The sequence below is a fragment of the Microbacterium sp. NPDC090007 genome, assembly GCF_044748345.1.
GTDB lineage: Bacteria > Actinomycetota > Actinomycetes > Actinomycetales > Microbacteriaceae > Microbacterium.
The window spans coordinates 155,070-177,955 of record NZ_JBIVFV010000004.1; the positions used below are offsets into that span (position 1 = coordinate 155,070).

At 72.2% G+C, this 22,886-nt stretch carries 19 protein-coding genes and 1 tRNA gene; 7 read left to right on the top strand and 13 right to left on the bottom strand.

All coding sequences use genetic code 11. The features are described from left to right. Nucleotides 1-20: 20 nt before the first annotated feature. From ftsX to prfB, 3 genes are all read right to left on the bottom strand, one after another. Nucleotides 21-938, bottom strand: coding sequence for a permease-like cell division protein FtsX (gene ftsX / locus ACIPVB_RS13860; RefSeq protein WP_400369629.1), 918 nt, complete (start codon nucleotides 936-938; stop codon nucleotides 21-23). Beyond that, nucleotides 935-2,002: a cell division ATP-binding protein FtsE gene (ftsE, locus tag ACIPVB_RS13865; RefSeq protein ID WP_400369630.1), complete on the bottom strand. Its 1,068-nt coding sequence runs from the start codon at nucleotides 2,000-2,002 to the stop codon at nucleotides 935-937. Before ftsE ends, ftsX begins: the two co-directional genes overlap by 4 nt. Before the next feature lie 124 nt (nucleotides 2,003-2,126). Further along, on the bottom strand, nucleotides 2,127-3,239 hold the full coding sequence (gene prfB / locus ACIPVB_RS13870) for a peptide chain release factor 2 (RefSeq protein WP_400369631.1): 1,113 nt from the start codon (nucleotides 3,237-3,239) through the stop codon (nucleotides 2,127-2,129). A gap of 71 nt (nucleotides 3,240-3,310) precedes the next feature. Between prfB and ACIPVB_RS13875 the strand changes: the two genes are divergently transcribed. Continuing rightward, on the top strand, nucleotides 3,311-4,561 hold the full coding sequence (locus ACIPVB_RS13875) for an MFS transporter (RefSeq protein WP_400369869.1): 1,251 nt from the start codon (nucleotides 3,311-3,313) through the stop codon (nucleotides 4,559-4,561). Between the two features lie 63 nt (nucleotides 4,562-4,624). On the opposite strand, the gene ACIPVB_RS13880 is transcribed toward ACIPVB_RS13875, so the two are convergent. Then, the gene (locus ACIPVB_RS13880) at nucleotides 4,625-5,644 is read right to left on the bottom strand and encodes an NADPH:quinone reductase (RefSeq protein ID WP_400369870.1); all 1,020 of its coding nucleotides are present in this window, start codon (nucleotides 5,642-5,644) and stop codon (nucleotides 4,625-4,627) included. Nucleotides 5,645-5,765: 121 nt separating this feature from the next. On the opposite strand from ACIPVB_RS13880, the gene ACIPVB_RS13885 reads away from it, so the two are divergent. Together ACIPVB_RS13885 and ACIPVB_RS13890 are read left to right on the top strand one after the other, a co-directional pair. Continuing rightward, nucleotides 5,766-5,847: transfer RNA gene (locus tag ACIPVB_RS13885), tRNA-Leu, on the top strand. Between the two features lie 68 nt (nucleotides 5,848-5,915). Continuing rightward, a complete protein-coding gene (locus ACIPVB_RS13890; protein WP_400369632.1) occupies nucleotides 5,916-6,665 on the top strand; it encodes a DedA family protein in 750 nt (249 codons plus the stop codon). Nucleotides 6,666-6,680: 15 nt separating this feature from the next. Here the strand turns inward: ACIPVB_RS13890 and ACIPVB_RS13895 are convergent, their stop codons facing one another. Then, on the bottom strand, nucleotides 6,681-7,538 hold the full coding sequence (locus ACIPVB_RS13895; RefSeq protein WP_400369633.1) for a Ku protein: 858 nt from the start codon (nucleotides 7,536-7,538) through the stop codon (nucleotides 6,681-6,683). Nucleotides 7,539-7,686: 148 nt separating this feature from the next. Between ACIPVB_RS13895 and ACIPVB_RS13900 the strand changes: the two genes are divergently transcribed. Then, nucleotides 7,687-10,299 carry an ATP-dependent DNA ligase gene (locus ACIPVB_RS13900; RefSeq protein WP_400369634.1) on the top strand — a complete coding sequence of 871 codons (2,613 nt, stop codon included), beginning with the start codon at nucleotides 7,687-7,689 and terminating at the stop codon, nucleotides 10,297-10,299. A gap of 36 nt (nucleotides 10,300-10,335) precedes the next feature. Here ACIPVB_RS13900 and ACIPVB_RS13905 read toward each other — a convergent pair whose 3' ends face one another. From ACIPVB_RS13905 to murI, 5 genes are all read right to left on the bottom strand, one after another. Next, nucleotides 10,336-11,037 (bottom strand): GNAT family N-acetyltransferase, encoded by a 702-nt coding sequence (locus ACIPVB_RS13905; RefSeq protein WP_400369635.1) that lies wholly within the window; start codon nucleotides 11,035-11,037, stop codon nucleotides 10,336-10,338. A gap of 107 nt (nucleotides 11,038-11,144) precedes the next feature. Continuing rightward, the gene (locus ACIPVB_RS13910; protein ID WP_400369636.1) at nucleotides 11,145-12,062 is read right to left on the bottom strand and encodes a cation diffusion facilitator family transporter; all 918 of its coding nucleotides are present in this window, start codon (nucleotides 12,060-12,062) and stop codon (nucleotides 11,145-11,147) included. Between the two features lie 71 nt (nucleotides 12,063-12,133). Next, entirely contained in the window at nucleotides 12,134-12,730 is a 597-nt protein-coding gene (gene rdgB, locus ACIPVB_RS13915; RefSeq protein ID WP_400369638.1) for an RdgB/HAM1 family non-canonical purine NTP pyrophosphatase, read from the bottom strand. Between the two features lies 1 nt (nucleotide 12,731). Continuing rightward, nucleotides 12,732-13,457: a ribonuclease PH gene (rph, locus tag ACIPVB_RS13920; protein ID WP_400369640.1), complete on the bottom strand. Its 726-nt coding sequence runs from the start codon at nucleotides 13,455-13,457 to the stop codon at nucleotides 12,732-12,734. Nucleotides 13,458-13,493: 36 nt separating this feature from the next. Continuing rightward, complete coding sequence (gene murI / locus ACIPVB_RS13925) at nucleotides 13,494-14,312, bottom strand: glutamate racemase (RefSeq protein ID WP_400369641.1); 819 nt, start codon at nucleotides 14,310-14,312, stop codon at nucleotides 13,494-13,496. Nucleotides 14,313-14,403: 91 nt separating this feature from the next. Here murI and ACIPVB_RS13930 point away from each other — a divergent pair, with 91 nt between their 5' ends. Next, on the top strand, nucleotides 14,404-15,729 hold the full coding sequence (locus ACIPVB_RS13930) for a nicotinate phosphoribosyltransferase (RefSeq protein ID WP_400369643.1): 1,326 nt from the start codon (nucleotides 14,404-14,406) through the stop codon (nucleotides 15,727-15,729). Nucleotides 15,730-15,865: 136 nt separating this feature from the next. On the opposite strand, the gene ACIPVB_RS13935 is transcribed toward ACIPVB_RS13930, so the two are convergent. Genes ACIPVB_RS13935 through ACIPVB_RS13945 form a run of 3 tightly spaced genes read right to left on the bottom strand, consistent with a single transcriptional unit; the run spans nucleotide 15,866 to nucleotide 19,742 of the window. Further along, the gene (locus ACIPVB_RS13935; RefSeq protein ID WP_243498275.1) at nucleotides 15,866-16,132 is read right to left on the bottom strand and encodes a DUF3039 domain-containing protein; all 267 of its coding nucleotides are present in this window, start codon (nucleotides 16,130-16,132) and stop codon (nucleotides 15,866-15,868) included. Nucleotides 16,133-16,182: 50 nt separating this feature from the next. Continuing rightward, nucleotides 16,183-17,745 carry a hypothetical protein gene (locus ACIPVB_RS13940; protein WP_400369645.1) on the bottom strand — a complete coding sequence of 521 codons (1,563 nt, stop codon included), beginning with the start codon at nucleotides 17,743-17,745 and terminating at the stop codon, nucleotides 16,183-16,185. Then, a complete protein-coding gene (locus ACIPVB_RS13945) occupies nucleotides 17,721-19,742 on the bottom strand; it encodes an ATP-binding cassette domain-containing protein (RefSeq protein WP_400369647.1) in 2,022 nt (673 codons plus the stop codon). The genes ACIPVB_RS13940 and ACIPVB_RS13945 overlap by 25 nt, the downstream gene beginning before the upstream one ends. A gap of 704 nt (nucleotides 19,743-20,446) precedes the next feature. Here ACIPVB_RS13945 and ACIPVB_RS13950 point away from each other — a divergent pair. Continuing rightward, nucleotides 20,447-21,355, top strand: coding sequence for a hypothetical protein (locus ACIPVB_RS13950; protein ID WP_400369648.1), 909 nt, complete (start codon nucleotides 20,447-20,449; stop codon nucleotides 21,353-21,355). A 71-nt stretch (nucleotides 21,356-21,426) separates the two neighbouring features. Beyond that, the gene (locus ACIPVB_RS13955) at nucleotides 21,427-22,761 is read left to right on the top strand and encodes an aminoglycoside phosphotransferase (RefSeq protein WP_400369649.1); all 1,335 of its coding nucleotides are present in this window, start codon (nucleotides 21,427-21,429) and stop codon (nucleotides 22,759-22,761) included. Nucleotides 22,762-22,886: the final 125 nt, after the last annotated feature.

Below are 22,886 nucleotides of genomic sequence, written 5' to 3' on the forward strand. Positions count from 1 at the left end.
CGACGCGCGGCCCGCGCGGATCACGCGCGGAGCCAGCGCCGGATCGCGAAGCTCGCGCTGAGGGCGGCGAGGATCACGCCGATGACCACGATCACCGGGATGACGAACGCCACATCGCCCAGGTCGACCCACGAGGTGATGAACGCGACGCTCCCCCGCAGGTACTGGTCGACGCCGACACCGACGATCGCCCAGACGGCGACGCTGGCCAGGGCGGAACCGACGAGGGCCGCGAGCACGCCCTCGACCACGAACGGCGTTTGGATGAAGCGATTGGACGCCCCCACCAGTCGCATGATGCCGAGCTCGCGGCGGCGGGCGAAGGCCGACAGACGAATGGTGGTCGCGATGAGCAGCACGGCGGCGATGAGCATGAGTCCGGCGATCCCGACCGCGACGTAGGTGGCGACCGTCAGCGCCTGGAACAGCGGTTCGAGATACTGCAGCTGGTCGTCGACGGACTCGACGCCCACCTGTCCTCCGAATGCCTCGGCGATCACGTCGGACTGGCTCTGATCGACCAGATTGATGTTGAACGTCGCGTTGAACTGATCCGCCGTCACCACACCGACGATGTCCTCGGGCAGCTGCTGCTTGGCGTTCTCGAACACCTCGTCGCTGGTGAGGAAGGTGTAATCGCGGATCAGCGGCGCCAGAGCAGAGCCGTCGAGCGTGGCGCGCACCTGGTCGATCTCGTCCTGCGACGCCGCCGCGCCCGCGGTGCATGTCGGCGCGTTCGACGACGTCGCGCACATGAACACCGACACCTGCGCCCGGTCGGACCAGTACGACTGCATCTTGCCGATCTGCATCTGCATGAGCATGGCCGCGCCGACGAAGGTCAGGGACACGAACGTGACGAGGATGACCGAGATCACCATCGAGGCGTTGCGTCGCAGACCCGTGAAGGCCTCCGACAGGATGAGCCCGAGCCTCATGACGTGGGCCCCACTTCGTCGTTGCGGTCCTTCGAGCGTCCGAGGCCGAGCCGGTCGGCCACGCCCAGTGCCTCCACATCGGGAGTGCTCACGGGGATGGAACGGGTGTTCGTGCCCGGCTCGCGCGGCTGTTCGGCCGGCGGGGTGGTCACGGAGGGGACGGATGCCGCGGCATCCGGCGTCCGCGCCGGGCGAACAGCCTCGGCCGGACGCGTCACGGCGTCAGCGGCCGACGCGGCGGGGCGCGCCTCGGCGCGCGGCAGCGGCTCGACCGGACCGGTCAGTCCGGTCACCTCGCGCTGCACCTCGAGCACCGCGGTCAGCGCGGCCACCGCGGCGGCGCCGCGCTCGATCTCGGGCGCGAGACGCGGCAGGCTCGCCGTGTCGCCGTACCCGCCGTGGCGCTCGTCGCGCACCATCTCGCCGCCGCGCAGCTCGATCACGCGCCGCTGCATCTGATCGACGAAGCCGGCCTCGTGGGTGGCCATGACCACCGTCGTCCCGCCGGCGTTGATGCGCGCGAGCAGGCGCATGATGTCGATCGACGTGCCGGGGTCGAGGTTTCCGGTCGGCTCATCGGCGAGGAGCACCTGCGGACGGTTCACCAGGGCGCGGGCGATGGCGACGCGCTGCTGCTCCCCGCCGGACAGCTCGTGCGGCAGACGCTTCTCTTTGCCGTCGAGACCGACGAGCGCGAGCACCTCGGGCACGGCCTGCTGGATGAACCCGCGCGAGGCGCCCGTGACCTGCAGGGTGAAGGCGACGTTCTGGTGCACGCTCTTGTTCGGCAGCAACCGGAAGTCCTGGAACACCGAGCCGATGTGACGCCGGAAGTACGGCACCTTGCGGTTCGACAGCGTCCGCAGGTCGCGGCCGAGCACGACGACGCGCCCTTCGCTGGGGGTCTCGGCCCGCAGGATCAGCTGCAGGCAGGACGACTTGCCCGAACCCGAGGCTCCGACGAGGAAGACGAACTCCCCGCGCTGCACCTCGAAATCCACGGCGTTCAGGGCGGGCTTCGCGGTGCCGCGATACCGCTTGGTGACGTTCTCGAACCGGATCATGGCTCGACGAGCCTAAGCGCGGGTCCCTGTCGCGCCGTCAGGACGCGCCGTGTCGCGGAACGGAGAAAGCCCCGTGGATGCCGGGGGTCCGGCATCCACGGGGCTCTCTCGAACCCGACGACGGTCAGTCGTCGTCGTCCTTGCGCTTTCGCCAACGGATGCCGGCGGCGATGAGGCCGTCGAGGTCGCCGTCGAACACGACGGCGGGGTTGCCGACCTCGTAGCCGGTGCGGAGGTCTTTGACGAGCTGCTGACCGTAAAGGAAGTAGGAGCGCATCTGGTCGCCCCAGCTCGCGGTGATCGTACCCGCGAGCTCCTTCTTCTTCGCCGCCTCTTCTTCGCGCTTGAGCAGCAGCAGGCGCGTCTGCAGCACGCGCATGGCCGCGGCGCGGTTCTGGATCTGCGACTTCTCGTTCTGCATCGACACGACCAGTCCCGTGGGGAGGTGCGTGATGCGTACGGCGGAGTCGGTCGTGTTGACGGACTGGCCGCCGGGGCCGGAGGAGCGGAAGACGTCGACGCGGATGTCGCCCTCGGGCACGTCGACCTCGACCGCTTCTTCCATCACGGGGATGACCTCGACCGCGGCGAAGCTGGTCTGGCGCTTGTCGGCGCCGCCGAACGGACTGATGCGCGCGAGACGGTGCGTGCCGGCCTCGACCGACAGGGTGCCGTAGGCGTAGGGCACGTCGACTTCGAACGTGGCCGACTTGATGCCGGCGCCCTCGGCGTAGGACGTGTCCATGACCTTGACGGGGTACTTGTGCCGCTCGGCCCAGCGCAGGTACATGCGCAGGAGCATCTCGGCGAAGTCGGTCGCGTCGTCGCCGCCGGCGCCGGAGCGGATGGTGACCACCGCGGAGCGCGGGTCGTACTCGCCGTCGAGCAGCGTCTGCACCTCGAGCTGACCGATGACGTCCTTCAATGCGGCGAGCTCGCGGCGGGCCTCTTCGGCCGACTCGTCGTCATCCATCTCGATCGCGAGCTCGACGAGCACCTCGAGGTCGTCGAGGCGCTGCTCGATCTCGGAGACGCGCTTGAGCTCGGCCTGACGATGGCTCAGGCGGCTGGTCACCTTCTGGGCGTTCTCGACGTCGTCCCAGAGGTCGGGGGCACCGGCTTCTTGGCTGAGGCGTTCGATGTCGGCGGTGAGTGCGTCGACGTCGACCACGGCCTGGATGTCGGCGAAGGTCGAGCGCAGCGCCTGGATGTCGGCGGTCAAATCGAGTTCGAGCATGAGACATCAAGCCTATCGTGGACACGGTGACAGCCGACTCTCCCCGGAACGTGCTGGTGCGCTTCGCACCGATGATCTACGGCCCGACGCTGCTGTTCGCGCTCGGCGAGGGCGCCGTCATCCCCCTGATCCCGGTGATCGCGAACCGCCTCGGCGCCGACGTCGCCGTCGCCGCCCTCGTCGCCGCGGCCCTGGTCGTCGGGCAGCTGTGCGGCAACATCCCCGCGGGGTGGGCGGTCGCCCGCTTCGGCGAGCGCGTCACGATGGGGGTCGCCGGCATCGTCGTGCTGGCGGGACTGCTGGGGATCGTCGTCGCGCCGTCCCTGGCGTTCTTCGCGGCGGCGGTGTTCCTCATCGGCTTCTGCGCGGCCGCGTTCGCGCTCGCCCGTCACTCGTTCATGACGACGCGGGTACCGCTCGCCTTCCGCGCGCGGGCGCTGTCGCTGCTGGGCGGGACGTTCCGGCTCGGCATGTTCGTCGGCCCGTTCGTCTCGGCGGCGCTGCTGGGACTGTTCGGCACCGAGACGGCATCCATCGTCTTCTTCGCCGTATGCCAGGTGGCGACGATCCTGCTGGTGTTCCTGGGGCCCGACCCCGAGAAGGCCGTGCCCGTGAGCGCTCCCCCTCGACGCGGCGACGGCGACTCCCGCGAGGCCGAGGACACCGGCGAGGCCGTCACCGGCGCGATTCCCACCGTCGAGCGCGTGGGCGTCTTCCGCACGATGTGGCGGTTCCGCGGGGTGCTGGCCCGGCTCGGCCTGGCCGCGGCCTCGCTGTCGGCCGTGCGCTCCGCGCGGCAGGTCGTGCTGCCGCTGTGGGGGGTGTCGCTCGGACTGGATGCCGGCACGATCGCCGTGGTCGTCGGGGTGTCGGGGGCGATCGATTTCGCCCTGTTCTACGCCAGTGGGCAGGTGATGGACCGCTTCGGTCGCCTGTGGGCGGCGCTGCCGGCGATGGTGCTCATGGGGGCGGGGTTCTTCGCCCTGTCCGTCACCCACGATCTGGGGTCCGCGGCCATGTGGTACGGCATGTTCGCCGCGGTGCTGGGCGTCGGAAACGGCCTGTCCAGCGGCATCCTGCTCACCCTCGGCGCCGACATCGCCCCGCCCGACGAGCCGGCGGCGTTCCTGGGCTCGTGGCGGACGCTGACGGATGCCGGCGGCGCGGTCGCGCCGCTGATCGTGTCGGCGGTGACGGCGGTGGCGTCGCTGTCGATCGGGGTGGCGGCGATGGGCGTGATCGCCCTGCTGGGCGCGGCGGGGTTCATCCGCTGGGTCCCGCGCTACGTCCCGCGCCCGCGCCCGTCGCCCGACCCCGCGTGAGTCGCCGGGAATCGTCGCTTCCGCGCGTCGGGGGGCGACAGATCCTGGCGACTCGCGCGAGGGTCACGCCGAGACGCGGATGAGCACCTTGCCGGTCGCGCCCTGCTCGACCGCGTCGTGGGCGGCGGCGGTGTCGGCCAGGTCGAAGAAGGTCAGCGGCAGGCCCGCGTCCTCGCCCACGGGCAGGGCGCCGTCGGCGACCGCGGCGGCCACGTCCTCGGCGGCCGCGGCGAGCGCCCGCTCCCCCACCGTGTACAGCAGCAGACCCTGCCAGCGGACGTTCTTCGCGAAACTCTCGCGCACCGCCGCGGTGAACTGCGCCCCGCCGTTGTCGGCGTAGTAGCCCACGGTGCCGCCGTTGGCGATCACCGCGACGTCGAGAGCGGCGTTGTCGGCGATGGCGACCTCGACGATGTGCTCGACGCCGTCGGGAGCGATCTCGCGGATGCCGTCGGCCAGCGCGTCGCTCGGGTACTGCAGAACGTGGTGGGCGCCGGCCGCGCGCGCGAGCGCTTCTTTCTCGTCGCTGCTCACCGTCGCGATGACCGTCGCACCGGCCCAGGCGGCGAGCTGGATGGCGGCGTGACCCACGGCGCCGGCCCCGCCCTGCACGAGCACCGTCCGCCCCGAGAGGGCCCCGGGTGCCAGGCGCGACGGGCCGTCCTCGTGCACGGTGAGCGCGCGGTGCGCGGTCATCGCGGGAACGCCCAGGCTCGCGCCGAGCTCGAACGAGGCGTCGTCGGCGAGGGGCACGGCGCGCTCGGCGGGCAGCACCGAGTACTCCGCGGCCGTTCCGGTGGGACGCTGGTGCGCGGCGAGGTAGACCCACACCCGCTGACCGACCGACAGCGACGTCACGCCGGAGCCGACGGCATCCACGATCCCCGCCCCGTCCTGGTTGGGCGTGACCTCGTCGAACGCAAGAGGACGACCCGTGGTCGCGCGCGCCTTCCAATCGGTCGGATTGACCCCCGACACCACGACGCGCACGCGCACCTCCCCCGGGCCGGGCTCGGGAAGCGGGCGCTCGACGAGCGAGAGGACGGAGGAATCACCGGGCTGGGAGTACGAGATCGCCTTCATGCCTGAGAACAAGGGGATCGGCTCCGCAGGAATTCCCTCGACCGGCGCAGAACCGGACGGCCGCATTGACGGCTCGTTCACATCGAGCGCTCCACCGGGCACCTTTAGACTGATCCCACTCGCGGGAGTGGTGAAATCGGCAGACACGCAGGATTTAGGTTCCTGTGCCTTCGGGCGTGGGGGTTCAAGTCCCCCCTTCCGCACGGTCGATGCGTCGCCGCACCGACACCCCCACCGAAACCAGCACCGACTCTCACCCGACGGGACCGTTGTGATCCACACCACCGCTGCGCTGCTCCCGTGGCTCGACCCCGCCACGATCATCACCAACTCGCAGCCGTGGGCCCTGCTGGTGGTCTGCTTCATCATCTTCGCCGAGACCGGCCTGCTGATCGGGTTCCTGCTGCCCGGCGACACCCTGCTGATCATGGCGGGCCTGCTGTCGCACTCGACGCCCGCCGCGCCCAACGGGGTGTTCGGCCTGAACGCCTGGTGGGTGGCCCTGGCCATCGGTGTCGCGGCGTTCATCGGCGGTGAAGTCGGGTACTTCATCGGCCACAAGGCCGGGCCCTCGATCTTCGAGCGCAAGGACTCCGGGATCTTCAGCCGCAAGAACGTCGAACGCACGAACGCGTTCTTCGAGCGCTTCGGCGGGCTGACCGTGATCCTGGCCCGCTTCGTGCCGATCGTGCGCACGTTCGCCCCGATCGCCGCGGGCGTGGGGCACATGCCGTGGCGCAAGTACACGCTGTACAACTTCATCGGCGCCGTCGTGTGGGGCATCGGCCTGACGATGATCGGCTACGCGGTCGGGTACATCCCGTTCATCCGCGACATCGTCACCGAGTACATCGACGTCATCCTGCTCGCCGCTGTCGCCGGCACGGTGCTCTTCATCGCGATCCACTACTTCCGCGAGCGGGCCGCCGCCAAGCGCGAGGGCGCGGTGACCGCCGCGGAAGCGCGGGCGCTCACGCTCGACGCCAAGACCCTCGAAGAGGGCGACCAGCCCGCTCGGTGAGTCGGCCGCGCCGGCTCACGACGCTTTCGAGGACTTCTTCTTCGCGGGGGCTTTCGTCTTCGGCGCGTCCTCGGTCCGGGCCGCGCGCGCGGCGCGGCTGCGCTCGACGCTCGCGCGCAGGGCCTCCATCAGGTCGATGACCTCGCCGCCGTCGTCCTCCTCGGTCTTGCCGAAGGTGGCATCGGTGTCGAGGGCGTCGCCCTGCTCCAGCTTCGCGTCGATGAGCGTGCGCAGTTCCTGCTGGTACTCGTCGGTGAACTCCTCGGGGTCGAAGTCCTTCGAGAAGCTGTCGACCAGGGATGCCGACATCTCGAGCTCCTTCGCCGAGATCCGCACGCTCTCATCCAGCGCCGGGAAAGCGGCCTCGCGCACCTCGTCCGCCCACAGCAGCGTCTGCAGCACGAGCACGTCGCCGCGCACCCGCAGGGCGGCCAGGCGCGTCTTCTGCCGCAGCGAGAACCGCACGATCGCCGTTCGCTCGGTCTGCTCCAGCGTCTTGCGCAGCAGCACGTACGCCTTGGGCGACGACGAATCGGGCTCGAGGTAGTACGCCTTGTCGAGGGTGAGCAGATCGACCTGGTCGCTCGGCACGAACTCGACGACCTCGATCTCGCGGCTGCGCTCGCTGGGCAGCGACGCGAGGTCGTCCTTGGTCAGCACGACCGTCTGCTCGCCGTCGTCGTAGGCCTTGTCGATGTCGGCGTACGGCACGACCTCCCCGTCGATCTCGCAGATGCGCTGGTACCGGATGCGTCCGCCGTCGGCGTTGTGCACCTGATGCAGCGACACATCGTGATCCTCGGTCGCGGAATACACCTTCACCGGCACGTTGACGAGTCCGAACGTCAGGGCGCCCTTCCAGATCGATCGCATGCGCCCAGTGAACACCGAAAAGGGCCGGGATGCCGAGGGGCTTGTGCCCGGGGCGTCCGTCCCGGTGACCGAGCCCGTCGAAGCCGCCTGACCCGCGCCGGACGCCAGCCCTCGGCATCCGGGGCCTCCCGCGCCCTACGCTGGGGCGATGACCGAGCAGACGGTGCGCATCGCGGGCCGCCGCCTGCGCCTGTCCAACCTCGACAAGGTGCTGTACCCCGAGACCGGGACCACCAAGGGCGAGGTGATCGACTACTACTCGCGCATCGCCCCCCTGCTGCTCCCGCACGTCGCGGACCGCCCGCTCACCCGCAAGCGCTGGCCGGACGGCGTCGGCACCGAGGCGGAGCCCGGGCAGCCGTTCTTCGCGAAGGCGCTCGAGCCGGGGGCTCCGGCGTGGGTGCGGCGGCATCCGATCGATCACTCCTCCGGGGCGAAGGACTACCCCGTCGTCGACGACCTGCCCGCCCTCGTCTACCTGGCGCAGGTCGCGAGTCTCGAGCTGCACGTGCCCCAGTGGCGCTTCACCCCGGACGGCGCGCGGCAGAACCCCGACCGTCTGGTGCTCGACCTCGACCCCGGTCCGGGCGTGGGCCTGGCCGCGTGCGCCGAGGTCGCGCGGTGGGCGCGCGACATCCTGCGCGACATCGGCCTCGACCCCCTGCCCGTGACGAGCGGCAGCAAGGGTATCCACCTGTACGCCCGGCTCGACGGCGGCCGCTCCAGCGACGACGTGAGCGCCGTGGCGAAAGAACTCGCGCGCGCGATCGAGGCCGATCATCCCGATCTCGTCGTGAGCCAGATGGCCAAGTCCGCGCGCGACGGCAAGGTGTTCATCGACTGGAGCCAGAACAACGGCGCGAAGACGACGATCGCCCCGTACTCCCTGCGGGGGCGCGCGCGACCGACGGTGGCCGCCCCGCGCACGTGGGATGAACTCGACGAGCCCGACCTGCGCCACCTGCTGTTCAGCGAGGTCCTGGAACGGATGCCGATCCTCGGCGACCCGCTCGCGCCCGTCGACGAGGGCCACGGCCCGCTGCGCGCGTACCTCTCCAAGCGCACCGTCGGCCGCACGCCCGAACCGCTTCCCGCCGGCCCGCACGGCGCACCGGCGGGCGAGGGACTCCCCCGCTTCGTCATCCAGGAGCATCACGCCTCGCGGCTGCACTGGGACCTGCGTCTCGAGCGCGACGGCGTACTCGTCAGCTGGGCCGTGCCCCGGGGCGTTCCGCACACGACCGCCAAGAACAGCCTCGCCGTCATGACCGAGGACCACCCCCTGCCGTACCTCGATTTCGCGGGCGAGATCCCCCGGGGCGAGTACGGCGCCGGCACCATGACCGTCTGGGACACCGGCACCTACGAGCTCGAGAAGTGGCGCGACGACGAGGTGATCGCCACCCTCGTGGGCCGCGCCGACGGACCGTTGGGGCGCGTGCGCGTCGCCCTGATCCGCACCGAGGGCCGGGGCGAGAAGTCGCAGTGGCTGCTGCACCGGATGAAGACGGATGCCGCCGGCCGCCCCCAGCGCGACGGCGACCCGGTGGTGGCCCGGGACCACGGGACGGACGGCGCGCGGACTCCCGCGGCTTCGCCCGGGCCCACGCCCGCGGCGCCGACGCCCGCGGCGCCCTCGTCTGCCGAGCCCACGCCCGCGGCGCCCACGCCCGCCGAGCCCACGCCCGCGGCGCCCACGCCCGCCGAGCCCACGCCCGCGGCACCCACGCCCGCCGAGCCCGCGCCCGCGGCACCCACGCCCGCCGAGCCCACGCCCGCGGCACCCACGCCCGCCGAGCTGCGCCCGATGCTCGCCACCTCGGCCACCGCGGGGATCGCCCGCGCCGCCGCCGAGCGGTGGGGCGAGCCCTGGGTCGAGATGAAGTGGGACGGCATCCGGGGCCTGGGAATCTGGGACGGCCACCGACTGCGGCTGCGGTCGCGCAACGGCAACGATCTGAGCGCCACATATCCCGAGCTGACCGGGGTCGACCTGGGGCTCGGGAACCTTCCGGCGGTGGTGGACGGTGAGATCGTGGCGCTCGACGAGCAGGGGCGGCCGAGCTTCCCTCTCCTGCAGAAGCGCATGAACCTCGCGCAACCCCGCGAGATCGATCGCGAGGCCGGGCGGACGCCGGTGCGGCTGTACCTGTTCGACGTGCTGTCGGTGGGCGGGCGGGACGCGGCATCCCTTCCCCTCCGCCAGCGGCGCGACCTGCTCGTGCAGCTCACCGCGGATGCCGGGCCGCCCGTGGTCGTCCCACCGGTCTTCGACGACGTGGATGCCGCCGTCTCGACCAGCGGACGGTTCGGTCTCGAAGGGGTCGTGGTGAAGGACCCGTCGTCGACCTATCGCCGCGGGGTGCGCTCGGAGCACTGGCTGAAGGTGAAGCATTCGCGGACGCAGGAGGTCGTCATCGGGGGGATCCGCCCCGGCAAGGGCAACCGGTCGGGGTCGATCGGATCGCTCCTGGTCGGCGTCCCCACGGACGAGGGGCTGCGCTACGCCGGACGCGTCGGTTCGGGCTTCGGCGAGCAGACCCTGGCGCGTCTGACCGAGATGCTCGAGCCGCTGCGCACCGACGCCGACCCGTTCGTCGGAGTGCCCTCGGCCGACGCGCGCGACGCGCTGTGGGTGCGGCCGGCGCTCGTGGCCGAGGTGGAGTTCGCCGAATTCACCCCCGGGGGCATCCTCCGCCACGCGCGGTGGCGGGGGTTGCGGCCGGACAAAGCGCCCGATGAGGTGGTTCGCGAGGGGTGACACCCCGCGCCACCGGTGGCCCGTGTCGGACGACCCTCAGTCGGCGAGGACGGTCCACTCCCCGAAACGACGGAAGCCCGAGGCGATCGCCAGGGCGACGGATGCCGCGTTGTCGAGCTGGCAGCGGTACTGCGGCTCGTATCCCCGCGCCAGGGCCTCGGCCGACAACGCGCGCACCGTCGCCCGCGCGAGTCCTCGTCCGCGGAACTCGGGCAGGGTGATGACGCCCAGGTCGGCCAGGTGCGTCGCCCCCCAGGGGTACATGCTCGCGGCCGCCACCAGGCGGGTGTCGACGAAGGTGCCGACGACGAGCCAGTGGTCGAGTTCGACGAACGCCTCGTCGAGCTCGTGCTCGGGCGCGGCGGCGACCATGGTCGCGAAGGCCGGCGCGTCGTCGGCCGTGAGCCGCCGCGTGTGGATGCCGTGCGTCTCGGCCGCGACCACCTCCTGCTCCTCGAGCGGCAGGTAGAAGAGATGGTCGGGGTCGTTCAGGGAAACCCCCGCGGCCTCGATGCGCGTCGTGACCTCGTCGGCGGGGATGGTCTCTCCGTCGTCGAGCCCGATCTGCGCGGCGTGATCGGCCGAGACGGCGACGACCGTCGGGCCGTCCTCCACCCGCACCACCGACACCGCGCGGTTCTCGGGCAGTCCGGGATCGACGACGACGAACGCCTCTTCTTCGGGGACGTGGGCCGCCCGTGTGGGCAACCAGTGATCGGTGACGGCAGAAGAGAACATCGCAGACCTTCCGGGGGTGGGCGTCTGACCGCAGGCTACCCGACCGCCCGTCGCCCGCACACGAACTCCCGCCCAACTCCCCGCGACGAGATGACCTCGGGATCCGGTCAGGCGTGGCGCGTGTCGTGCTCGACGTGGCCCGCCGGCTCGAGCTGGAACGTCGAATGCTCGACGTCGAAATGGTCGGCCAGGCACGTCTGCAGCGAGGCGAGGATCGTCGCGGCACGGCCGTCTTCGAGCGCGGCATCCTCGACGATCACATGCGCGCTGAAGACCGGAGCACCGCGGGTGAGCTGCCACACGTGCACGTCGTGCACGTCCACGACGCCGTCGGCCTCGCGCAGGTGCGCGCGGATCTCGGCGACGTGAACCCCGACGGGCGCCGACTCGGTCAGCACGACGACGACCTCGCGCAGCAGACCGACGGCCCGCGGCACGATCATCACCGCGATCAACAGCGAGGCGATGGCATCCGCCCGCGAGAACCCCGTCGCGACGATCACCACGGCCGCGATGATCACCGCGATCGACCCGACCAGATCGCCGAGCACCTCGAGGTAGGCCCCGCGCACGTTGATGCTGCGCTTCTGCGCGCGCCCGAGCAGCCACATCGACACCGCGTTCGCGATCATGCCGACGGTCGCCACGACGAGCATGAGACCGCCCTGCACCTCGGCCTCGGCGGGAGCGAGCAGTCGCTGCACGGCCTCCACGCCCACCCAGGCGCACAGGGCGATCAGGATGACGCCGTTGGCCAGCGCACCGAGCACCTCGGCGCGCTGGTAGCCGAACGTCCGCCGGTCATCGGCCGGGCGCGCGGCGATCGAGGTCGCCACGAGTGCCACGACGAGAGCCGCGGCGTCGGTGAACATGTGCGCGGCGTCCGCCAGGAGCGCGAGCGAGCCGGACAGGATCGCGCCGACGACCTGCACGACCATCACCGTGGCGGTGAGCGTCAGGGCGGTCGCGAGCAGGCGCTTGCTGCTGGCATCGCGGATGCCGCCGGCCGGCGCGTGATCGTGCATGGATCCAGGCTAGGGCGGTCGCGGCGGGGTTCGCGTGCTGCGGGGGCAGTCGGGAATGAGAACCGGTGTCGCTACAGCTGCGTCAGCAGCGGCACCAGCCGCTCGAACGCCCGTGCCCGGTGCGACTGCGCGTTCTTCTCGGCCGCCGTCCACTCCCCCACGGTGCGCTCGGCACCGGCGGGCTGCCCGTCGGGGATGAAGATCGGATCGTACCCGAAGCCACCCGGACCCGCGGGCGCGGTCGCCAGACGACCCGGCCAGCGGCCTTCCACGGTGTCCTCGGTTCCGTCCGGCCGTACGAGCGCGATCACCGACACGAATCGCGCGGTGCGGTGTGGATCGGCGACATCCGACAGCTGGTCCAGCAGCAGCTCGAGGTTGGCCGCGGCATCCTTCTTGTGCCCCGCCCAATACGCCGAGAAGACCCCGGGCGAACCGCCCAGCACGTCCACCGCGACGCCGGAATCGTCGGCCAGCGCGGGCAGTCCCGTGTGCACCGCCGCCGCGCGCGCCTTGATCAGCGCGTTCGCGGCGAATGTCACCCCGTCCTCGACGGGCTCCGGGCCGTCGTATCCGACCACCTCGAGGTCGGGACGCACCTGGGCGACGATCGCCTGGAACTCCTCGACCTTGTGCGGGTTGTGGGTGGCGAGGACGACGCGCGCCATGTCAGCCCTCGAGGGTCGCGGTCTGGATGCCGCGCAGCTCGGCGCAGCCGTTCACGCCCAGCTCGAGCAGACGGTCGAGCTCGGCCTTGTCGAAGGGTGCGCCCTCGGCGGTGCCCTGCACCTCGACGAACAGTCCGCGACCGGTGACGACGACGTTCATGTCGGTCTCGGCGCGCACGTCCTCGACGTACGCCAGGTCGAGCATCGGCTCACCGTCGACGATGCCCACCGACACCGCGGCGACCGAGTCGCGCAGCACCTCGGCCCGCTGGCCGATGAACTTCTTCTCGCGGCCCCAGGCGATGGCATCCGCGAGGGCGACGTAGGCCCCCGTGATCGCCGCGGTGCGTGTGCCGCCGTCGGCCTGCAGCACGTCGCAGTCGATGACGATCGTGTTCTCGCCCAGGGCCTTGGTGTCGACGACGGCGCGCAGGGCGCGGCCGATCAGGCGCGAGATCTCGTGCGTGCGACCGCCGACCTTGCCCTTGATGGACTCGCGGTCGTTGCGGCTGTTCGTCGCGCGCGGGAGCATCGCGTACTCGGCGGTCACCCAGCCCTTGCCCTTGCCGGTCAGCCAGCGCGGAACGCCGTTGGTGAACGATGCCGTGCACAGCACTTTGGTGCCGCCGAACGTCACGAGCGCGGAGCCCTCGGCGTGCGCCGACCATCCGCGTTCGATGGTGACGGGGCGGAGCTCGTCGTTCGTGCGGCCGTCTTTGCGGGTCATGGGGTCCTCCAGGGGAACGGGAATGGATGCCACGCCTCAGCGCGGCAGGTCGATGGCGCCGGTCTGCACGAGCTGCACCTCGCGCACCTCGCGGCCCATCAGGCGGTGCGCCAAGCGCACGAAATCGTCAGCCGACGAGCCGGTGGCTTCGTAGCGGTGGTGGGAGACGGCATCCGGGCTCGCGAGCAGGTCGCGCGAGACCAGTTGCCGGAAGACGTCCTTCGCCGTCTCGCTGTCGCTCGAGACGAGACTCACGTCGGGGCCCATGACGTAGCTGATCACTCCCTCGAGGAAGGGGTAGTGCGTGCAGCCGAGCACGAGGGTGTCGACGCCGGCGTGGCGCAGAGGCGCGAGGTACTGCTCGGCCGTGGCGAGCACCTCGGGCGAGTCGGTGACGCCCGCCTCGACGAACTCGACGAAACGCGGGCACGCCTCGGCGAACACCGTCAGACGCTCGTTGACCTCGAGCATGTCCTGGTAGGCGCGGGATCCGATCGTGCCGGTCGTGCCGATGACGCCGATCCGACCGTTCCGGGTGGTCGACATCGCGGTGCGGACGGCGGGGCCGATCACCTCGACCACCGGAACGTCGTAGCGCTCCCGGGCGTCGCGCAGCATCGCGGCCGACGCGGTGTTGCACGCGATCACGAGCATCTTGACGCCCTGGTCGACCAGCGTGTCGAGCACCTCGAGGGCGTACTTGCGGACGTCGGCGATGGGCTTGGGTCCGTAGGGCGAGCGCGCGGTGTCGCCGATGTAGAGCACCGACTCGCGCGGCAGCTGCTGCGACACGGCCCGGGCGACGGTCAGACCGCCGACCCCTGAGTCGAAGATCCCGATCGGCGCGTCGTTCATAGGGGTCCAGCCTATCGGGCGGGGTTCGGCGGCGCGTGCGGGCGGGCGGGGCGGGAGCGGCGGGGCGCGAGCGCCGCAATAGGCTGGCGCCATGAGCCGCAGCACCGCCCTGCACACCGACCGGTACGAACTCACGATGCTCGACGCGGCACTGCGCGACGGCACCGCCTCGCGTCGCTGCGTGTTCGAGGTGTTCGGCCGCCGTCTCTCGGGCGGTCGGCGGTTCGGTGTGGTCGCCGGAACGGGGCGCCTTCTCGAGGCGATTCGCGACTTCCGGTTCGGTGACGACGAACTCCGCTTCCTGCGCGACGAGAAGATCGTGGATGCCGCCACCGTCGACTTCCTCGCCGGTTACCGCTTCACCGGGTCGATCACCGGGTACCGCGAGGGCGAGGTGTACTTCCCGGGGTCGCCGCTGCTGACGGTGGAGGGGACCTTCGCCGAGGCCGTGCTGCTCGAGACGTTGGCGCTCAGCATCCTGAATTACGACTCCGCCGTCGCGACGGCGGCGGCGCGCATGAGCGTCGCGGCGGGCGACCGTCCCCTCGCCGAGATGGGCTCGCGCCGCGCGAACGAAGAGGCCGCCGTCGCCGCCGCCCGTGCCGCGTACATCGCCGGGTTCTCGGCCACCAGCAACCTCGAGGCGGGCCGCCGCTGGGGAGTGCCGACCATGGGAACCGCCGCCCACGCGTGGACGCTGCTGCACGACACCGAAGAGGACGCGTTCCGCTCGCAGATCGCCGCGCTCGGCACGGGCACCACGCTGCTGATCGACACGTACGACATCGCCGAGGGCGTCCGCACGGCCGTGCGCGTCGCCGGCACCGGGTTGGGTGGGGTGCGCATCGACTCGGGCGATCTGCCGATCGTGGCGGGCGAGGTCCGCGCCCTGCTCGACGACCTCGGCGCGACCGCGACGCGGATCACGGTCACCAGCGACCTCGACGAGTACGCCTTGGCCGCGCTGGCGGCATCCCCCGTCGATTCGTACGGGGTGGGGACGTCGGTCGCCACCGGCTCGGGGGTGCCGACCGCGGGGCTGGTGTTCAAGCTCGTCGCGCGCGAAGCGGCAGACGGATCATGGGTCGGAGTGGCCAAGGCCTCGGCCGAGAAGGCCTCGCACGGCGGACGCAAGGCGGCGTTCCGCACGCTCGATGCGGGCACGGCGACGTCGGAGCTCGTCGTCGTCAGCGACGGGTTCGAGCAGCTGTCGACGGCCGCCGAGCATCCCGACGCCCGCGCGCTGCAGACCATGCTGATGTCTCAGGGAGAAGCGGATGCCGCAGCCCTCGGCCGAGACGGGGTGGCCGCCGCGCGGGCGCACCACGCACGCGTGCGCGAGGAACTGCCGGTGCGCGCGCTGGCGCTGAGCAGGTCCGACCCGGCTCTGGCGACGCAGTACCGCGACGCGGAGTGACCGCGGAGGCTCGGCGACAGGCTCGGCCGCCACTGACGTGGTCAGCGAGCTCAGCCGCCGCCGACGCGATCTGCGGGCGGACCAGCCGCCGCAGCGCGCGTCGCGGGCGCGGTCGCCCAGCGGCGACCGGCCGTGCTCAGTTGATGAGGGACTCGTAGATCTCTTTGCACTGCGGGCAGACGGGGAACTTCTCGGGGTCGCGCCCCGGGGTCCACTTCTTGCCGCAGAGCGCTCGCACGGGCTTGCCCGTGATGGCGGACTCGAGGATCTTGTCCTTCTTCACGTAGTGCGAGAAGCGCTCATGGTCGCCGGGCTCGATGTTCTCTTCGCGGATGAGCTCTTCGAGCTCGCGGTCGAGGGTCGCGAGGCCCCCGCTGTCCGGTCTGTCGAGAGGCGTGCTCATGGAGAGCCAGTGTAGCCGCGGTCGAGCACATCGGGTCGGAGAGCCGGCCGTCAGGTGGCTTCGGCGAACTCCATCAGGCGGGTGGCTCGGCGCTCGAACACGGCGGATCCGATGGCCACACCCACGACGAGCACACCGGCTCCCGTTCCGACGCCGACCCACAGCGCGAACATCGCGTCGATGGTGGCGCCGTTGATCGCCTGCCACGTCAGCACGATCGACGGCAGGGCCGCGAGGATGGCACCCGCCATGACGAGTCCCTGCGCCACGACGCCGCCGGATCCGGTGCGCTGCGGCTGCTGGAAGGGACTGTCGCCGGGTCGGGACACGGCGTAGGGCGCGAGCACCGATGAGATGCTCGACAGCCCCAGGCCGGCGAGGAACAGTGCCGCGCACACCCCCACCATGGCGGGGAAGAGCACCCATCGACCGTGGGCGACGATGGCGAGCGGCAGACTCACCGCGAGGATCGGGATGCCGATGAGCAGCACCGGCACGAGTCGACCGACGCGGTCCGAGATGCCGCGCATGCCGCTGGCGATGTGCATCCACAGCGCGGTGGAGTCGTAGGCGAGGTCGTTGTGCGGCAGCCACCCGAAGAACAGCGCCATGATCGGCACGGGCAGCAGCACCGCCAGTTCGAAAGGGACGCCGGCGACGAGCAGCGGCACGGTCGAGACGACGGCGGCGATCGGCACGACGACGACGTTCACCACGTATCGGCGGTCGCGCAGCCAGTAGGACAGGCTGCGCGCGGCGACCGCTCCCCCGGGCGTTCCGGGCAGCAGAGAGAACCACCCGAGCCCGCTGCGCTCGCGCACGGGAGCGGGTCGCGGCGTGGTCGTCAACAGCAGCTGGACGAGGGCGAACCAGGCCACCGCGAGCGCCGCCACCGTGGCGAGGGCCACGACCACGCTGCCGACGGCGGCCGCGGCCGACGGCGCGAGCGCGATGCCCCAGGCGGCGCCGATCGGCGTCCAGGCCAGGATCTCGGCCGCCGAGGCCAGCTGCGAGGGCACCGCCCCCCGCCATTCGAGCGAGCCGAGGAAGACCCCCACGGGTACGACCACGACGAGCACGGCGACGAGGTACACGCTCATCAGCTCGCGCGACTGCCGGGGCCGGCGCACCAGCGCGCCGAGTGCCATGCTGACGCGCGCGAAGAGCACGCACGTGGTCGCGCCGAGGATGACGGATGCCGCAGCGGCGACCGCGTGCGCTCCGTGCGCGCCCCACGCGACGGCGAGGGACACCCCCAGCACGAGGACGACCAGCACCGGGACGCTGAGGAACCCGGCGAGCAGCAGGGCCCCGGCGAGGGGGCGCGGCTCGGGTCCGACGACGGCGAAGCGGCGGGGATCGAGCGGGTCGACGGAGGCCGTGATGGGCGGCCCGACGGCGAAGCCGAGGGTGACGGCGGATCCGGCGAGCACGGTGACGACCGCGGTGGTGAGGCGACCGGCATCCGCGAGACCGGCGGCACTGGTGGCCGCGACGACGGTCGCGGCGATGAGGACGATCACGCCGACGGATCGGCGGATGACGTCGCGTCGGTCGCCCCGGAGGGCGCCGAGCATCATGGCCAGTCTCAGGCGGAGAACGTGTGCAACCATTCGAGGCCCTCCACGTCGCCGAGTCCCCCGGACAGCTCACGGAAGCGCTGCTCGAGCGTGCCCTCGCCGCGCACCTCGTCGACGGCGCCCTCTGCGAGCACCTGGCCCGAGACGATGACCGCGACCCGCGAACACACCCGCTCGACCAGTTCCATGCCGTGGCTGGAGAGGATCACCGTCCCGCCGTGGTCGACGTAGGCGCCGAGGATGTCGAGGATGACGCCGCTGGACACCGGGTCGACGGCTTCGAAGGGCTCGTCGAGCACGAGCAGGCGCGGCGAGTGGATCATCGCCCCCGCGAGCATGACCTTCTTGGTCATGCCGGCGGAGTAATCCGACACCGGCCGCGCGAGCGCGTCGACCAGATCGAAGGCACGGGCGAGGTCGGCCATGCGGCTCTCGACCAGGGCTCCCGGCAGCCCGCGCAGCGCGCCGTAGTACGACAGCAGCTGCCGGCCGGTGAGCCGATCGAAGGTGCGCAGCCGGTCGGGCAGGACGCCGATGAGCTTCTTGGCCTCGCGGGCGCGCTTGTGGGCGTCGACGCCGTTGATGGTGACGGTGCCCGCATCGGCGCGCAGCAGGCCGGCGATGATCGACAGGGTCGTCGTCTTACCCGCGCCGTTGGGCCCGACCAGGCCGTAGAACGACCCCGCGGGGACCGTCAGGTCGATCGCGTCGACGGCGCGCAGCTCACCGAAGTTCTTCGTGACGTGACGCAGCGACAGGGCGGGGACCGCGGTGTCGTCCTCGGAAAATCCGGACGGGGATGCCAGCGCCTCGGGCTCGAGGGTGGGTGGGGCGCCGACGGCGGTCGCGGGCGCAGCCTCGGTATCGGGGTCGGGCACGACCGAGGTCTCGGTCGCGGAGACGGTCGCCGTTCCGGCGTCGGGCGAGGTATCCGACCCGGCGGCGTGCGCGGGGACGTCCTCGGCCTCGAGCCCGGGCTCGAACGCGGGCTGGGACTCGGACTCGAAGACGGTGTCGGCCTCGGATGCGGCGGGCGTCTCGGACGCGGCGGGTGTCTCAGACGCGGCGGCGTCGGGCGAGGCGGGCGTCTCGGACGCGGCGGTCTCGGGCGCGGCGGTCGTCTCGGGCGCGGCGGTCGTCTCGGGCGCGCCGGTCGTCTCGGGCGCGCCGGTCGTCTCGGGCGAGGCGGGCGTCTCAGACGCGGCGGTCGTCTCGGGCGCCGCGGGCGCCTCCGGCGCGGACATCGCCGCGGACGCGTCGTCGAGCTCGGAATCGGTCGTCGCCGTGACGTCGGCGACCTCGTCGACCCGGACGTCCGGCGGCGACGGATCGGCGGGAGCCGACGACGGCGCGGCCTCGGCGAGCTCGACCAATGGGTCGGTCTCGGCCGCGGCGGCACCGACCTCGTCGAGCGGCCGCTCGACGACGAGACCGTCCCGCGCGCTCGAGTTCTCGGAATCCCCGGTGGCGGCGAGCGGCTCGGAGTCGCCGGGGGTCGCACCCACGGACGCGGCGACCGCGTCCGGCGCCAGGAAGCGTCCCCGCTCGATCGCTTCGTCATCGGTTCCGACCGGCGGGGTCTCGACCTGCGGCTCCTCGATCGCCACGTCGGCGGGCGTCGGATCCGCCGCGACGGGGAGGACATCGGCGGGCGTCGGATCCGCCGCGACGGGTGGCACGTCGGCACCCGGGGTCTCGTCATCCGTGGGCGGGTCGTCGTGCTCGGTAGAGGCGTGTCCCAGCGCGGGCGCGGGCACAGGCAGCGGCGGTCGCGGCGGAACGACGATGTCGTCGAGAACGAGGGCGGCCGCCGGGGTCGGCGGCGCGGAGCTGGGCGCGGTCACGACGTCACCCGCGGGAGCTGCCTGCTGCGCAGCCCTCTTCGTCGCCGCGGTGTCGTCCTGCACAGGGCCACCCGTCGATCGGGCACCCCCGACCACGGCGAGCGGAGTGGGCTCGGAGGCGACGCCGGTCGACGCGTCGACCTCGGCGGGTACGGGCGGCATGGGCTCGGCGGGCACGGGCGGCACGGCCGCGGACGCGACGGGCGGTACGACCGAAGCGCCGACGGCCGGCACCGCCTCTGTCGCGGCCGCAGGCGTCGCGCGCGGAGCGGCCGGCTTCTTGGCCGTCGCGCGCGGGGTCGCCGGTTTCTTGGCCGCACCGGTCGTACCCGTGGCTCGCGGGGTCGCGGGCTTCTTGGCCGCACTCGCGGCGCGCGGAGTCGCGGGCCTCTTCGACGCACCCGCGGCACGCGGCGTCGCGGGCTTCTTCGACGCACCGGTCGTCCCCGTCGCATCGGCAGAGCCCGTAGCACGGGCCGTCGCGGATCGGGGAGCGCGCGGCTTGGCGGCAGGCGTGGATTTCGATCCGGCAGACGCGGAGGTCGCGGCAGACGCGGAGGTCGCGGCAGGCGTAGACGTCGACGCGGCGGACGCGGCATCCACCGCATCGTCCGAACCCGTCGCCGCCTTCGATCGCGCCGGGCGTTTCGCCGCGCTCGTCCGCGGCGTGGGGGCGGCCGCGGACGGTTCAGCGCTCGTCGCGGCACCCTCGGTGTCAGAAGAGGACGTGTCTGGGAGCTCCGGCAGCGACGCTGTCATCGCACCAAACTATCAACCCCCTCCGACACCGCCCGACCCTTGTGAGCGGGCGCCGGACGTGCCGTGGCGGGTTCGAACCGGATGCCGTCAAGGCACCGCGCGCATTCAGGCTGGCCGTGGAGGATGTGTGCATGTCCGAGAAGGTGCATCGCATCCATTCCCTTCCGAACGACGCACCCTGGAAGGGCGGCCTGCCACCGGTGGGGTCGGAGGAGCACCCCCGCACGATCCGGATGCTGGACCGCGTGCTGTCCGTGCAGCGTCCCGTCGTGCTCGCCCATCTGCGCAGCATCCGTCTGCGGCACCCCAACGCCTCGGTCGACGACATCCTGAAGATCCTCGAGCGTCGCTATCTCGCCGCGGTCACCACGGGCGGCGCGGCCGTCGGGGCGACCGCCGTGGTCCCGGGGATCGGCACGGGCGTCACCCTCGCGCTCAGCGGCGTCGAGACCCTCGGCTTCCTCGAGGCGACCGCGCTGTACGCGCAGTCGGTCGCCGAGGTGCACGGGGTCGCCATCGAGGACCCCGATCGCGCCCGCGCCCTGGTCCTCGCCCTGATGCTCGGAAAAGAAGGGGTCGACCTGGTCTCGCAGCTCGCTGCGCAGGCCGCGGGGCGGGGCACGACGCGGTCGAACTACTGGGGCGAGATGATCACGAAGACCCTGCCGCGCGCGGCCGTCGGCCCCCTCGTCGACCGCATGAAGACCACGTTCGTCCGGCAGTTCGCCACGCGCGGCGGCGCCTCGTGGATCGGCAAGGCGCTGCCCTTCGGCGTGGGCGCGGTGGTCGGCGGCACGGGCAATCACATCCTCGGGCGTCGCGTCCTGGTGAACGCGCGCCGCGCCTTCGGCGCTCCTCCCGCCCAGCTGCCGCCCGACCTCGAGCCCCGTCCCGGCAGCGAGCGCCTCGAACGCGCCGCCGCCGGGGGTGTACGACGTGCCGGGAACGTCCTCGCGGGCGCCGTCGACGCGGCGAGGAACGCGCTCCCGCGCCGCGGCCGGCGCGACGATGACGCCGCGCCCGAGGCCCCGGCATCCTGACCTCTTCTCATCGACGACACCCCGGGCGCAAGTCCCGCGCGCGGCGGCACCGGGCGCGTTAGCCTCGCGACATGGGCGACCTCCTCGAATCCCTGGCCTTCTGGATGCCGCGTCAGCGCTGGTACGGCACGAAGGGCCGCGATCCGCGCCTCACGGTGGTCGCGGACTGGCCCCTCGACGGTGCGGATGCGCACTTGCTCCTCGTGCGTGACGAGGCCGTCCAGCCGGCCATCGTGTATCAAGTGCCGGTCGCGCGGCGCGCCGAGGGTTCGGTCCCCCCGGGCAGTCTGATCGGACCGGCCCCCGACGGACAGGTGTGGGCGGATGCCACCACCGACGCCGCCTTCACCGACCTGCTCTACCGCTGGGTCACCGCCGGCGGCGAGGTGGGCACCGCCCAGGACGGTTTCATCGGCATCGCGCTGGCCACCGAGGCGGGAGCTGCCGCTCCGCGCGCCACCGCGCGTGTTCTCAGCGGGGAGCAGTCCAACACGTCGCTCATCTTCCGCCCCGAGGGCGAGGGCCGACCCGTCATCTGCAAGCTTTTCCGCCAGGTGAACCCCGGCATCAACCCCGACGTCGAGCTGCAGTCCGCCCTCGCGGCCGGCGGTGCCGCGTTCGTGCCGGCGGCGATCGGCGAAGTGCGCGGCTCGTGGACGACGCCCGAGGGCGTGCCCGTGAGCGGCTCGCTCGCCTTCGCGCAGGAGTTCTTCGACGGCGTCGAGGACGCCTGGCGCGTCGCGCTCGACGCCGCCGCGGCCGGTGAGGACTTCGCCGCCCGCGCCCGCGCACTGGGCGCCAGCGTCGCCGGGATGCACGTCGCCCTGGCGCAGCAGTTCCCGACGATCGAGCCCGATGCGGCCGACCGCGCCGCCGTGGTCGGCGCGTGGGAGCGCCGTCTCGCGATCGCCCTCGCCGAGGTCCCCGCCCTCGCGCCGTACGCCGACCGGATCCGCGCGGTCTACGCCGCCGCCGCGACCGCCCCGTGGCCGGCGTTGCAGCGCGTGCACGGCGACCTGCACCTCGGACAGGTGCTCGACACGGCAGCCAACGGGTGGGTCCTGCTCGACTTCGAGGGCGAGCCTCTGCGACCTATCTCGGAGCGCCTGCGCCCGGATGTCGCCGTGCGCGACGTGGCCGGCATGCTCCGCTCGTTCGACTACGTCTCGGGAGCCGTCGCCGACGACGACGGCGCGGCCGTGCGCGCGTGGGTCATCGCGGCCCAGCAGGCGTTCCTGGCCGGATACCGCGAGACCGCGGGAGTCGCGGGCGACGGCGATGACGCACTGCTCGCGGCGTTCGAGCTCGACAAGGCCGTGTACGAGGCGATCTACGAGACGCGCAACCGGCCGGACTGGGTCGGCATCCCGCTCGCCGCGATCGGACGGCTCGCGCCGCTGGACTGACCGGGGCGGGGCGGCGGGGCGCGGCCTCCTCGGGGCGCACGATCGCCGTTCAGAGCGCCGGGGCGCGACGGCGAGTGCGCACAAGGGTCTGCATCGATGCCCAGCCGCGCGTCACACGCCCCGCG

Coding starts and splice junctions, on each gene's coding strand:
- ACIPVB_RS13900 (WP_400369634.1), top strand. CDS start 7,687: ATGACCGAGCAGACGGTGCGCATCGCGGGCCGCCGCCTGCGCCTGTCC.
- ACIPVB_RS13950 (WP_400369648.1), top strand. CDS start 20,447: ATGTCCGAGAAGGTGCATCGCATCCATTCCCTTCCGAACGACGCACCC.
- ACIPVB_RS13955 (WP_400369649.1), top strand. CDS start 21,427: ATGGGCGACCTCCTCGAATCCCTGGCCTTCTGGATGCCGCGTCAGCGC.
- ACIPVB_RS13905 (WP_400369635.1), bottom strand. CDS start 11,037: ATGTTCTCTTCTGCCGTCACCGATCACTGGTTGCCCACACGGGCGGCC.
- ftsX (WP_400369629.1), bottom strand. CDS start 938: ATGAGGCTCGGGCTCATCCTGTCGGAGGCCTTCACGGGTCTGCGACGC.
- rph (WP_400369640.1), bottom strand. CDS start 13,457: ATGACCCGCAAAGACGGCCGCACGAACGACGAGCTCCGCCCCGTCACC.
- ftsE (WP_400369630.1), bottom strand. CDS start 2,002: ATGATCCGGTTCGAGAACGTCACCAAGCGGTATCGCGGCACCGCGAAG.
- ACIPVB_RS13935 (WP_243498275.1), bottom strand. CDS start 16,132: ATGAGCACGCCTCTCGACAGACCGGACAGCGGGGGCCTCGCGACCCTC.
- ACIPVB_RS13940 (WP_400369645.1), bottom strand. CDS start 17,745: ATGGTTGCACACGTTCTCCGCCTGAGACTGGCCATGATGCTCGGCGCC.
- ACIPVB_RS13880 (WP_400369870.1), bottom strand. CDS start 5,644: ATGAAGGCGATCTCGTACTCCCAGCCCGGTGATTCCTCCGTCCTCTCG.
- ACIPVB_RS13895 (WP_400369633.1), bottom strand. CDS start 7,538: ATGCGATCGATCTGGAAGGGCGCCCTGACGTTCGGACTCGTCAACGTG.
- ACIPVB_RS13875 (WP_400369869.1), top strand. CDS start 3,311: ATGATCTACGGCCCGACGCTGCTGTTCGCGCTCGGCGAGGGCGCCGTC.
- murI (WP_400369641.1), bottom strand. CDS start 14,312: ATGAACGACGCGCCGATCGGGATCTTCGACTCAGGGGTCGGCGGTCTG.
- ACIPVB_RS13930 (WP_400369643.1), top strand. CDS start 14,404: ATGAGCCGCAGCACCGCCCTGCACACCGACCGGTACGAACTCACGATG.
- rdgB (WP_400369638.1), bottom strand. CDS start 12,730: ATGGCGCGCGTCGTCCTCGCCACCCACAACCCGCACAAGGTCGAGGAG.
- ACIPVB_RS13910 (WP_400369636.1), bottom strand. CDS start 12,062: ATGCACGATCACGCGCCGGCCGGCGGCATCCGCGATGCCAGCAGCAAG.
- prfB (WP_400369631.1), bottom strand. CDS start 3,239: ATGCTCGAACTCGATTTGACCGCCGACATCCAGGCGCTGCGCTCGACC.